Source organism: Acinetobacter sp. YH16032 (assembly GCF_013417345.1).
Lineage (GTDB): Bacteria > Pseudomonadota > Gammaproteobacteria > Pseudomonadales > Moraxellaceae > Acinetobacter.
In genome coordinates, this window is the sequence record NZ_VPEE01000017.1 from 46,878 (window position 1) to 58,606 (window position 11,729).

The window sequence follows — 11,729 nt, forward strand, 5'->3', positions numbered from 1 at the left end:
TCCACACAACCCTATTAACCCTATACGCATAGATGACTTTAATACCCGACTTAAATCTATTTCAGTTGATTATGCAAAAGCATAAATTAAGGGAGCATTAACAAGATAAATCATTTATAAAATACAGACAGGAAGTCAGGAAAACGCTATGTTTGTTGTTTTGGTTGAAGATGATCCATATATTGCCTCGAGTATTTGTGCCACTTTGGATTTTTTAAATATTTCAGTAGAACATGTGAGTCATGCGCGTGATGCAGATTATTTTATCCGTCATAGTGCAGTCGATTTATGTTTGCTGGATTTAGGCCTACCGGATCAAGATGGTTTAGACCTACTGCGATCATGGCGCAGGGATCAGATTCATATCCCTATTTTGGTTTTAACCGCACGGTTGCAGACCCAGCAATGTGTTGAGGCTTTAAATGTCGGTGCCGACGACTATTTGACCAAGCCTTTTGAACTGGATGAACTAATTGCACGGGTTCATGCACTCACCCGACGTCACCGCGGTTTTTCATCGAATGTCATTCAATTTGACCACTTAAAACTCAATAAAGACACCCAAGAAGTCCTTTATCAAGATCAAATGATTCAGCTTTCACGACGTGAATACAGTTTGCTTGAAACCTTGATGAGCCATCCAAATCAAGTACTGAAAAATGAAGTTTTGCTAGATAAGTTATACGGCTTCCAAGACAGTATCGAAAGCAATGCTCTGAATGTCCATATTTATCACTTAAGGCAAAAATTGAATGCGGACTATATTCAGACCATTCGGGGTGTCGGTTATATGTTTAAAATTGCTGAGTCAATTCCATGCAAAAATCACACAGCTTAAAATGGCGATTGGTCAGCAGTCTTCTAGCTGTGATGATCGGCTTATGGAGTGTGGTGTTTGTTTGGTTGTATATCGACTTACAAAAACGTCTACAGGAGACTCTAGATCAACGTCTAAATGCCTCCGCACAAATGGTGGCACGGCTTATTCAACAATTACCACTGCAAAGCTTGGATGAGTCTGCCTTAGCTCAACAACTTCATTCCACAGACCAAGAACAATTGATCGCGTGCGAAGTATCATTATTTAGCTCTGACATCAGTGTAGGACGGCATGTGATTGCCAAAACACGCGGTGCACCGAAAGATTTAAGTCAGCAAGCGGTTGGTTTTAGTACTTGGCAACAAGGTGAGACACAATGGCGCAGTTATGTATTGCGTCGCGGTGAGATTCAAGTGGTAGCTGCAGAGCGTATGTTTCTGCGAGAATCTTTACTGAAACAAATTTTGCAATCGGTCTTAATTCCGCTGACCTTGTCATTATTGTTGTGTATCGGCTTAATTGTTTTGATTATTCGTCGGGAATTTAAAGCCTTGGATCAGGTTGCTAGTCATTTAAGTCAGTCAAATTTATCGCTCAATGAAGCAAGCCAATATCTCACAAGCTTAGATGCCAATACCATGCCCTCAGAGATCTACCCTTTTGTGCAAAATGCGAATCGCTTAGTCCATAAACTGCATCAAAGTCTTGAAAATGAAAAAGTCTTTAGTGCATATGCGGCACATGAATTACGCAGTCCTTTAACTGCAATTAAAACCAATGTGCAATTGGCACAACTGATGGCACAAAATGACGGCAATGCCAAATTGCAACAGCGTTTAGATCAAGCCAATCAAAGTATTCATCGTTATTCTGAATTACTTGAACAATTACTGATGCTGTCGAATACCGATCAATCTTTTGAACAAATCACAGCAAGCATTCAAATTAAACCTGTTGTTGCTCAGGTAATTCATGATTTAGCGCTCATTTATCCTGAAGCAACCTCTAAAATTCAAGTCGATTGGCACAGTCTTGGTGATTTAGCATTACCTGAATTTGTCTTATATGCCGTTGTTAAAAACCTACTTGAAAATGCCTTATTGCATGCAAACGCTGATGTGATTGAGGTGAGCATGCAGGAAAATACGTTTTGCATTCAAGATAATGGTACACATTTAAATGCTGAAGATATTCTGTATTTGGGGCAACGTTTCTGGCGCAAGTCAGCACAACAAAAAGGTCATGGTTTAGGGTTGTCTTTGGTCAAGATGATGCTGCAACAATATACTTACGCCGTCCAATTTGAACCGAATTTACCTACAGGATTAAAGATTACGGTGTTATCTCGAAGATAGTTGAATAAAGTTTCTTATCATTTGGTGGCGTCAATTGAACTTAAAACCTAACTCATTCATTTTAAAGCTCTTTTATTGAATAAAAAAATTCATTGACCCAATTTTGACCCATATTAGATTTAGTGCATTGAATCACTTTAAAATCTTGTTCAAATCCGAATTCAGGATTTGAAGTGACGTACGGCATTATAGCAGAAAATTACATCTAAAAATAAATGCAATGTTATAACATTACAATTAACTCATTATGATATTAATAATCACATCAACCTCAGTATAGTTCAATTTTTTAATTTGTACTTTTGCTTAGGACTCTTAGGCTTATCAGGGATGGTTCGTTCAATTAATCCAATCTCTGGTCTACGCCCCGCAAACAAATAGGCCCTCTTAAAAAATTATGAGGGCCTAGAAGGACTATGGTTACTTCAAAGTAATCATGACTGTTTTAATATGGTTCGCTTCTAATTCTGTTACTTTAAAGTGTGCACCTTGATAGTCTAAACTAGAACCCACTTCTACTGTACCATTACACTTATCCAGTATTAATCCTGAAATACTGATATAACCAGAATCTTCCTCAACTAGATCTAAGCCTGATTCTAGTTCAAGTTGATAAAGATCTAACATACCTGATGCTTTCCAAGTACGGTCATCTAACTTGACTAAATCCAGTTGTTCATCTGCATCAGGGAATTCCCCAGCAATTGCTTCAAATACATCAAGTGGAGAAATTAGACCTTGTACATTTCCAAACTCATCATTGACTAAAACTAATGATCCTTTAGAAGACCGTAAAGTATTAATTGCATCGATAACTTTCATTTTTTCAAAAATAAAAATTGGGCGATGACGTTTAATTAGAGTCTTTAATTGTTCATTATCATCAAGTACTTCTAAGATTTCTTTAGCGCGAACAACACTTAAGACTTTATCCAAACTACCTCGGCAGATGGGAAAAAGGCTATGTGGGACAGACAATACCTGTTCACGAATTTCTTCAGGTGTATCATTCATATTGATCCAAGAAATTTGACTTCGTGGCGTCATGATAGAAGCAACTGATCTTTCAGCTAAGGTAAGCACTCCCCCAATCATATAACGTTCTTCATCCGCAAATACTTCTTGAGCTTCAGTGCGTTGGGGACTATCTGAAACAGTTTCTACTTTCCCACCCATCAATTTTAAAATTGAATCTGCAGTACGGTGTCTTAGGGGAATTTTTGATTGATGCTTTGATGCATTTCGCTGGCTAAACTGATTGAATCCTTCAATTAAAATTGCAACACCAATACCTGAGTAGATATAACCTTTTGGAATATGGAAACCAAAGCCCTCTGCAATCAAGCTGATACCAATTAGGAGTAAGAAGCTTAAACAGAGAATAATGACTGTAGGATGACGGTTTACAAAGTTGGTGAGTGGTTTAGATGCAACTAACATGACAACCATCGCTACGATCATAGCTATCATCATCACATAAATATTATCTACCATACCAATTGCAGTAATAACTGAGTCCAATGAGAATACGGCATCTAACACTACGATTTGGGCAACAACTGCTGTAAAACTTGCATACACAACATTCGTTGTCACATGAACTTCTGTCTTACCCTCCATTCTTTCATGCAATTCGCTTACCGCTTTATAAAGCAAGAATAAACCACCAAATAAAAGAATGAGATCTCGGCCTGAGAACGTTTTTCCAAACACCTCAATCAAAGGTTCTGTGAGAGTGACCAACCATGAGATCGCATAAAGCAGACCTAAACGCATTAATAAGGCTAAGGTCAACCCGATTATCCGCGCTTTATCACGTTGTTCAGGAGGAAGTTTATCAGCTAAAATCGCGATAAAAACGAGGTTATCAATACCTAGTACGATTTCTAAAACAATTAAAGTGAGTAAACCGACCCAGATTCCTGGATCCATTAAAAATTCCATAGATACCTCCTTAACTCTCTAAAGCAATATTTATTATTTTTTCATTTGCTGTAATCAGCTTAAAATCATAGTCCGCCTGAGATACTTTTAATGGTATTCCTCTAAATTTTCTATGATCTTGACGTAAAGCTGAGTTCATAACCTCATTAACAAAATCCAAATCACTCATTAATTGGGCATATAGTTTGTAACCTACTTTGATCATTTTGATATTTTCAGATAGATACTGCTTCAAGGCTCGTTCAAGCTGATGGGTCGGCAATGTAACCATGTTCGCTCGTTTTCCTAAATATTCAGCTAGGTTTAGAGATAAATCTCAAACCAACGCCAGGTTCTGTAAAAATAAATTTTGGATCAATCGCATTGTCACCTAGCTTATTTCTAAGCTTAGCAACCAGAATACGTAAATAATGTGTGTTTTCAGCATGGGACGGTCCCCATAGGCGTTTAATGATCTGGGATTGAGTGAGCAATTTCCCTTCTTGACTGACCAGAAGCTCTAAAAGTTCAAATTCTTTTTTTGTTAAATTAACACTGACATTTTCAAGCAATACTTCTCGGGTTTGAAAATCAATACAAAGACTTTCACTTTCATAAGTTGATACAGGTTTAATCAATTGTTGAGAAACACGTAATAAAGCCCGGATGCGAGCCATAAGTTCATTTACGCTAAAGGGCTTAGTCACATAATCATTTGCACCAGCATCAAATAATTCAATTTTTTCTATTTCATTTGATCGGGCAGACAGCACTATGACTGGCACCTGAGATTTTTTTCTAATTTTTATCAGAACTTCTTTCCCATCCATATCAGGTAAGCCTAGATCTAAAATCACGATATGTATTTGCTCTCGATCAATTAGATTTAAAGCATCTTGTCCTCGACAAGCAGATAAGCATTTAAGTTCCTGCGCACGTAAGGCAATATTCAGAAATTTCTGAATTTGAACTTCATCATCAACGACTAAAATGCGTCCCTCAAAATTATCATCCATCAATATCACCCTTTGCATTGATCTCAAATTGGGAGAATCGCAATGTTACACATGACCCAGAAGTAACCAAGGATTTTGAAATAATGATCTCAGATTCATGTGCAGTCATAATAGCCTTGACAATAGAAAGTCCTAAGCCCATTCCATTCTTATCATTTTTAGATTGTTCACCTCTAAAAAACTTATCAAACACAAATGGAATTTCTTTATCTATAAAACCATAACCTTCATCATGAATAGCAATTTCTAGGTGATCTTCATAATGAACATGTACTTCAATATTTTTATAGTTTGAATACTTGCTGGCATTATCTAAAATATTGAAAATTGCCTGCTCAAGAAGGGGAGCATCAACAAATAAATCACACTCCTCTTCAAGCAAATAAATATGAATAACCTGAGCAGGTCTATAGCGTTTTAAGCGACGTACCGCTGCACCAATTAACTCATCTACGCCTACCCACTCCTTGTTGAGTTTAATTGTTTCATTACCCAATTTTGTCATATTCAAGAGACTTTCAATGTACTGATCTAAACGCTCTGATTCAGTTTGCAAGGTATCCATTAGAGTCCGCTTATCGTCAGCGCTTAAATATGCCTCATAACTTTTATATGTTTCCGCAGCACCCTTAATACTTGCAAGTGGTGTTCTTAAATCATGTGATATTGAAGAGAGAATCGTAGAACGGAGGTGTTCGGCCTGAGCTAATATTTTAGCTTCTTCTAATTGCTCAGCAAGCATGGTTCTAGCCAAAACTTGTGAAATATAATCAATAATCAGTTCTAAAAATGTGCGTTCTAAATTCAACTTAGTGCCAGTACCAAGTTTATGAATATATATTTGACCAAACATTCTATCTTGGCTGATTAAAGGAAGTGAGGTCCCCTTGTCCAAAGATAAGATATCTTTCTTATCAGTTTGACCTTCTTGTATCTTGATTTTTCTATTATTTTCCTCTGCACTAGTTACAAATAAAGTATCGGATTCATTTAATTCAATCTGAGCCGTTATTCCTAAATGCTCCAATAGAAAACTTTCAGTAGTTTGGATAACTTCGCTCGATGTAAGTGCTACAGAGAGCTGGCGTCCAATCTTAACCAATAGTTCTGTCTGATGATTAGCTTTTTGCAGTTCAAGAATTTTTTTTCGTAACCTGTTCGCTAATCTTCCAGCAATCAAAGCAGATATAAAAAATGCTAAGAGAGTAACAATGCCCTGTTTAGCAAATACATCGAAAGAATTAAATGGTTGTAAAAAAAAGAAATCATAGGATATAAAAAAAATGGCTGCTGCTAAGACTGCAACAGCCATACTAAAACGAGACGCTAAATATACGACAGCTGTAAGAAAAATTAGGGAATAATCATCCACACCGAAGTAATGATCACACATCTTAGCGAGGAAAACGCTAAAAAATGTAACCACAGATGTTATTAACGCCTCTCTCTTGGAGATCTTAAATCTATTGAAATTTATACCAACGCGTGGAGATGCCATCAGTTACATATTCCAAATTAGATTTTTTCAAGTTAAAGATAGTTGCCAAAAGCGTCAAGTGCCATACCCGTAACACTTTTGACAATAAAAATATTAGTTACATTTATTTCATTTGGTCGTAAAAATTGCGTAAATTTTTAAATGGGTCTACAAACATTCAATGATATTCAAAACAATTATCAGTTATCATTTAGATAAGAATTAATACTTCGAGCTCAGTATGAACATGTATGCAGGATCTTCTGCCAGTATTTTAACAATTAAAGGTCTAAGCAAAAAATTTGGCCAACGCTTTGCTGTCAGTCAGGCAACATGGTCTGCGGATCAAGGGCAGATCATCTGCTTACTTGGACATTCAGGTTGTGGTAAAACGACAATGCTACGTTTAATTGCTGGATTAGAAACACCGACAAATGGCTCGATTCAACTTGAACAAAATATTTTATGGAATGAAGAGCAACAGATTCCAGCAGAATCTCGAAATATTGGTCTAGTATTTCAGGATTATGCCCTGTTCCCCCATTTAAGCGTGCTCGAAAATGTGATGTTTGGGTTAAAAAAATTTCCTAAAGGCCAGCAACAAGAAATGGCAGAACAAGCTTTAAAACATGTTTCAATGCACCATCATATGCGTAGTTATCCACACACCTTATCAGGCGGTGAACAACAGCGTGTTGCATTAGCACGTGCTTTAGCTCCAAAGCCGCATGTACTTCTTATGGATGAACCATTTTCCAATTTGGATCATCGCCTACGTGATCAAATCCGACAAAATACCATCCAGCTTTTAAAAAATACCCAGACTACCACCGTGATCGTCACACATGATCCTGAAGAAGCATTACAGATTGCAGATCAAATTATCTTGATGCATCAGGGAAAAATCATTCAAATTGGATCACCTAAACAACTTTATTTGCAGCCATCTACACTATTTGCTGCACGATATTTCTCGGTATTGAATGAGACCCTAGCATATTACGAAAATCAACAAATTCAAACGCTCTTTGGGCGTCATCCTTTACCAAAACATTTAACTGGCAAAGAAAAATCAATTTCATGTTGTTTCCGTCCTAAACAGGTTCAGGTCCATCATCAACCTGTTATAGGAGCAGTTGCTGCTCGAGTCATCTCATCTAGTTATTTAGGTCAAGCCTATCAGTTGCGCTTAGAAATCATCTCTGAATCGATGATTATTTTTGCCCATGTCGATGATCAATACGAATATTCAGCAAATGATCAGGTATATATCTCGGTAAACCTGTCTGCTTGTTATTTCTTCGAATCTGAAGATGAGTTAGATGTGAATAAAAGTTTTGTACAGCTTGAATACTCTATTTAAATTTGAATTAACTAGGAAATAAGTCATGAAATCAATTTCAAAAATTCCTCTCATTTTGACTGGCTTGACTGCGTTGTGTGGAAGCTGGGTGAATGCAGCTGAAGTCAACCTTTATACCACGCGTGAACCTGCACTGATTCAACCGCTCTTAAAAGAATTTACCCAAAAAACTGGGGTAAAGGTCAATACGGTTTTTATCAAAGATGGTTTACTTGAACGTGTTAAAGTTGAAGGTCGACGCTCCCCTGCAGATGTGATGCTTACAGTCGACTTCGGTAATCTGGTAGATTTGGTTTCAAATGGTTTAACACAAAGTGTTGATTCTAAAGTCCTTAACTCCTCAATACCGGCAAATTTACGCGCAGCAAATGGACATTGGTATGCATTATCCATGCGTGCACGTGCAGTATACGTGTCTAAAGATCGTGCGCCTTTGACTGCAATCTCATATGAAGATTTAGCTCATCCTAAGTGGAACGGTAAAATCTGTATCCGCTCTGGCAACCATCCTTATAACACTGGTCTAATTGCAGCCTATATCGCGCATTATGGTGAAAAAGAGGCTGAAAAATGGCTACGTGGTATCAAAGCCAACTTAGCTCGTCCTGCAAGTGGTGGGGATCGTGATGTTGCTCGAGATATTCTTGGCAAGATTTGTGATATTGGTGTAGCAAATACCTATTATGTCGGCAATATGCGTAAAGGCGACCCAGAGCAACAACGTTGGGGTAATGCGATTAACGTTGTCCTACCGAAATTTAAAAATAGCGGTACGCATGTGAATGTTTCAGGTGCCGTTGTTTCTAAATATGCACCTAATCGCAAAGAAGCAGTTCAACTATTAGAGTTCTTAGCCTCGGATCATGCTCAAGCCATCTATGCAAAAAGTGGATTTGAGTATCCAGTTAAACCTGGGGTTAGAGTTGACCCGACTATTGCAAGCTTTGGCAAACTACAAGTGGATTCTATACGCTTAAGTGATATTGCTCGACACCGCAAAACAGCCAATATGCTGGTGGATAAAGTCCAGTTTAATCGTTAATTTCCGATAAACTTACAGGGAGGCTTTCTCCTTCCTGTAAGTCCTAATTTCAATTTAATATTGCATCAGACCTATACACTTTAATGTCAAAAACAAAATCTGCATTTCGTTCTTTAATATCGCTCAGTGGACTATTGACGCTTCTCGCCTGTTTACCTGTTTTCGCATTAGTTTGGACAGCCTTACAGGGCAATAATGAGATTTGGGATCATCTGATTCGCTTTGTAATTCCAGCGACCTTAATCGATACGTTTATGCTTCTTTTTGGGGTAGGTTTTCTAACGATATTGATTGGCACAGGCAGTGCCTGGATTGTTACAGCCTATCAATTTCGTGGACGTTCAATTCTCGATTGGGCGTTGCTTTTACCACTTGCAGTACCGACTTATATTATCGCTTATAGCTATATCGACATTCTCCACCCTATCGGACCGGTTCAAAGTCTGTTAAGGGATGGTCTCGGCTTAGATATGCAACAATTATGGTTCCCAAACATTCGATCAGTTTGGGGAGGCATTTTTTTACTAAGCTTCGTACTTTATCCGTATGTGTATTTAAGCACTCGTGCCATGTTTTTAATGCAATCGGCTAGTCTAATCGAGGTCGCTCGAAGTCTAGGTCTTAATCCTAATAAGGTCTTATTAAAAGTTGCCATCCCCCTTGCTCGACCAGCAATTGCTGTAGGTACAAGCTTGGTATTAATGGAAACAATTAATGATATTGGTGCAACTGAATTTCTTGGTATTAACACGCTCACATTATCCATTTATTCAACATGGATAAATCAGTCTGATCTTGCTAGTGCCGCACAAATTGCTATTTTCATGCTGATGTTCATTACCTTCTTAGTTTTAATAGAAAGGTTAGGACGTCAGAAACAGCGTTATATGAACTCAGCTCAACGTAGTCGACTCATGCCTGCCCGACATATTACTGGCCGTAAAGCTCTACTATTATTTGGACTTGGAATGATTCCCGTAGTCATTGGATTCGTTATTCCATTTTGCCATTTAATTGTAGAGTCTTATAAGCGCATACAATATGCGGGCTTCTCGGATTCCCTATTAGAAGCTTCGGTAAATACACTGAGCCTAGCGAGTGTAGCAACCTTCTTTACGATCCTCATCGGCTTTTTGATCGTCAGCTCAGCACGATTTAGCCAAAATATATGGTTTAGCCGTATTGCTAGCCTCGGTTATGCAATTCCAGGAACAGTACTCGCAATTGGTCTGATGCTGTCCTTAGGCGCTATTGATCATGCAATCGCAGATTTTCTCGAATTCAAGCTTGGTATATCGACGGGTTTACTATTATTGGGCACGAGTGGCATCTTAATTTACGCCTACACGGTTCGTTTTTTGGCTATTTCAATTGGTAGTATAGAGTCTGGGTATAATCGTATTCATGGAGTACTTGATGATGCTGCTCGTAATTTAGGACAAAATAAACGAGGCATTTTGTGGCGCGTTCATTTCCCTTTATTGGCTCCGGCCATCCTCTCTGCTGCCTTATTAGTCTTCGTAGATGCGATGAAAGAGTTACCTGCAACACTTCTACTTAGACCGATTAATATGGAAACACTCGCGACTCAACTCTATGCAGAAGCATCAAGAGGAGCCTATGAAGATGGTGCAATAGCCGCTCTACTCATTGTATTAGTCGGCTTAATTCCCGTTATTTTACTTGCTCGAATGGGTAAAACGAATAGATAAATGAATCGAAATTCACATAAATAATCGAAGTGAAAAGGTGGCGTCAATCGAGCTCAAATCCTAACCCATTCATTCTAAATATATTTTATTGAATAAAAAAATTCATTGACCCAATTTTGACCTAAATTAGATTTAGTGCATTGAATCACTTTAAAATCTTGTTCAAATCCGAATTCAGGATTTGAAGTGACGTACGGCATTATAGCAGAAAATTACACCTAAAAATAAATGTAATGTTATAACATTACAATTAACTCATTATGATATTAATAATCACATCAAACTCAGTATAGTTCAATTTTTTAATTTGTACTTTTGCTTAGGACTCTTAGGCTTATCAGGAAGGGTACGTTCAATCACACCTGCTTGTAATGCTGGAGTTAAATAATTTTTTTGGAATGTGGCTCGATGGGACAAGTCCAATAGAGCCATAAGCTCAGTTAAGCTATATTCTTTCTGCTCCATATTCTGGATGAGACGTTTAACTTGATCGCTAACTTGTACGCTAGCTTGAGCGGTATCTTGATCGCTGGCATCAGAACTAAGTATTGCATCTAGAATCATCTGCAAAATAAACTCAATAAAAGGTGCAGAATCTGAACGATCTGTGCTCGCTTGCAATGCATCGTAATAAGCTTTTTGGTTTTGATAAATCAAGCTTTCTACAGGGATGTTGAGAAAAATAGGATTCCACTGGCTTAAGATTAAAGTTTGCCATAAACGCCCCATCCGCCCATTGCCATCAGCAAATGGATGTATAAACTCAAATTCATAATGAAATACTGAACTCTGAATTAATGGATGCTCATTACCTTCAGCCAACCACTGGCTTTGTTGCACAAACCTATCTGTAAAGGGTTTTTCAGCGATATAATTTTCAAATGAAGAAGCCTGCACACAAAATCTACCGCACAACCAATTGGCCCGCATATAACCGAGCACTCATGAGTCGCGGAAATATTGCCATTTGGTTTGATCCTGCTACGCAATGGTATGCGCCATCAAAAGGCAAACAAGGGCG

General features: G+C 38.0%; 9 protein-coding genes and 3 pseudogenes. 6 read left to right on the forward strand and 6 right to left on the reverse strand.

Annotation, left to right across the window (positions count from 1 at the left end; all coding sequences use genetic code 11):
- The first annotated feature begins 148 nt into the window (after nt 1-148).
- The gene (locus tag FTV32_RS10180) at nt 149-838 is read left to right on the forward strand and encodes a response regulator transcription factor (protein WP_035268841.1); all 690 of its coding nucleotides are present in this window, start codon (nt 149-151) and stop codon (nt 836-838) included.
- Nucleotides 817-2,175: an ATP-binding protein gene (locus FTV32_RS10185; protein ID WP_035268838.1), complete on the forward strand. Its 1,359-nt coding sequence runs from the start codon at nt 817-819 to the stop codon at nt 2,173-2,175. The genes FTV32_RS10180 and FTV32_RS10185 overlap by 22 nt, the downstream gene beginning before the upstream one ends.
- A 281-nt stretch (nt 2,176-2,456) precedes the next feature.
- Here the strand turns inward: FTV32_RS10185 and FTV32_RS17765 are convergent.
- From FTV32_RS17765 to FTV32_RS10205, 5 genes and pseudogenes are all read right to left on the reverse strand, one after another.
- Nucleotides 2,457-2,531 (reverse strand): annotated as a pseudogene (locus tag FTV32_RS17765) (Fic family protein); the annotation flags it as partial.
- A gap of 64 nt (nt 2,532-2,595) precedes the next feature.
- Nucleotides 2,596-4,119, reverse strand: a complete 1,524-nt coding sequence (locus FTV32_RS10190; RefSeq protein WP_180028557.1) for a TerC family protein — start codon at nt 4,117-4,119, stop codon at nt 2,596-2,598.
- A gap of 10 nt (nt 4,120-4,129) precedes the next feature.
- The gene (locus FTV32_RS10195) at nt 4,130-4,390 is read right to left on the reverse strand and encodes a hypothetical protein (protein WP_051586608.1); all 261 of its coding nucleotides are present in this window, start codon (nt 4,388-4,390) and stop codon (nt 4,130-4,132) included.
- Nucleotides 4,391-4,412: 22 nt separating this feature from the next.
- A complete protein-coding gene (locus tag FTV32_RS10200) occupies nt 4,413-5,114 on the reverse strand; it encodes a response regulator transcription factor (RefSeq protein ID WP_035268833.1) in 702 nt (233 codons plus the stop codon).
- On the reverse strand, nt 5,107-6,612 hold the full coding sequence (locus FTV32_RS10205) for an ATP-binding protein (RefSeq protein ID WP_180028558.1): 1,506 nt from the start codon (nt 6,610-6,612) through the stop codon (nt 5,107-5,109). The genes FTV32_RS10200 and FTV32_RS10205 overlap by 8 nt, the downstream gene beginning before the upstream one ends.
- Nucleotides 6,613-6,832: 220 nt before the next feature.
- On the opposite strand from FTV32_RS10205, the gene FTV32_RS10210 reads away from it, so the two are divergent.
- From FTV32_RS10210 to FTV32_RS10220, 3 genes are all read left to right on the forward strand, one after another.
- Nucleotides 6,833-7,954: an ABC transporter ATP-binding protein gene (locus FTV32_RS10210; RefSeq protein WP_035268393.1), complete on the forward strand. Its 1,122-nt coding sequence runs from the start codon at nt 6,833-6,835 to the stop codon at nt 7,952-7,954.
- Nucleotides 7,955-7,979: 25 nt separating this feature from the next.
- Nucleotides 7,980-8,996 (forward strand): extracellular solute-binding protein, encoded by a 1,017-nt coding sequence (locus FTV32_RS10215; protein ID WP_180028559.1) that lies wholly within the window; start codon nt 7,980-7,982, stop codon nt 8,994-8,996.
- Between the two features lie 83 nt (nt 8,997-9,079).
- Nucleotides 9,080-10,708, forward strand: a complete 1,629-nt coding sequence (locus FTV32_RS10220) for an iron ABC transporter permease (RefSeq protein WP_035268400.1) — start codon at nt 9,080-9,082, stop codon at nt 10,706-10,708.
- A gap of 294 nt (nt 10,709-11,002) precedes the next feature.
- On the opposite strand, the pseudogene FTV32_RS10225 reads toward FTV32_RS10220, so the two are convergent.
- Nucleotides 11,003-11,536: pseudogene (locus FTV32_RS10225) on the reverse strand (Fic family protein); the annotation flags it as partial.
- A 53-nt stretch (nt 11,537-11,589) separates the two neighbouring features.
- On the opposite strand from FTV32_RS10225, the pseudogene FTV32_RS10230 reads away from it, so the two are divergent.
- Nucleotides 11,590-11,729 (forward strand): annotated as a pseudogene (locus FTV32_RS10230) (IS5/IS1182 family transposase); the annotation flags it as partial.

Excerpts from the sequence above, each read along its gene's own strand:
- FTV32_RS10180 (WP_035268841.1), top strand. The coding sequence starts at position 149 with ATGTTTGTTGTTTTGGTTGAAGATGATCCATATATTGCCTCGAGTATT.
- FTV32_RS10185 (WP_035268838.1), top strand. The coding sequence starts at position 817 with ATGCAAAAATCACACAGCTTAAAATGGCGATTGGTCAGCAGTCTTCTA.
- FTV32_RS10190 (WP_180028557.1), bottom strand. The coding sequence starts at position 4,119 with ATGGAATTTTTAATGGATCCAGGAATCTGGGTCGGTTTACTCACTTTA.
- FTV32_RS10195 (WP_051586608.1), bottom strand. The coding sequence starts at position 4,390 with ATGGTTACATTGCCGACCCATCAGCTTGAACGAGCCTTGAAGCAGTAT.
- FTV32_RS10200 (WP_035268833.1), bottom strand. The coding sequence starts at position 5,114 with ATGGATGATAATTTTGAGGGACGCATTTTAGTCGTTGATGATGAAGTT.
- FTV32_RS10205 (WP_180028558.1), bottom strand. The coding sequence starts at position 6,612 with ATGGCATCTCCACGCGTTGGTATAAATTTCAATAGATTTAAGATCTCC.
- FTV32_RS10210 (WP_035268393.1), top strand. The coding sequence starts at position 6,833 with ATGAACATGTATGCAGGATCTTCTGCCAGTATTTTAACAATTAAAGGT.
- FTV32_RS10215 (WP_180028559.1), top strand. The coding sequence starts at position 7,980 with ATGAAATCAATTTCAAAAATTCCTCTCATTTTGACTGGCTTGACTGCG.
- FTV32_RS10220 (WP_035268400.1), top strand. The coding sequence starts at position 9,080 with ATGTCAAAAACAAAATCTGCATTTCGTTCTTTAATATCGCTCAGTGGA.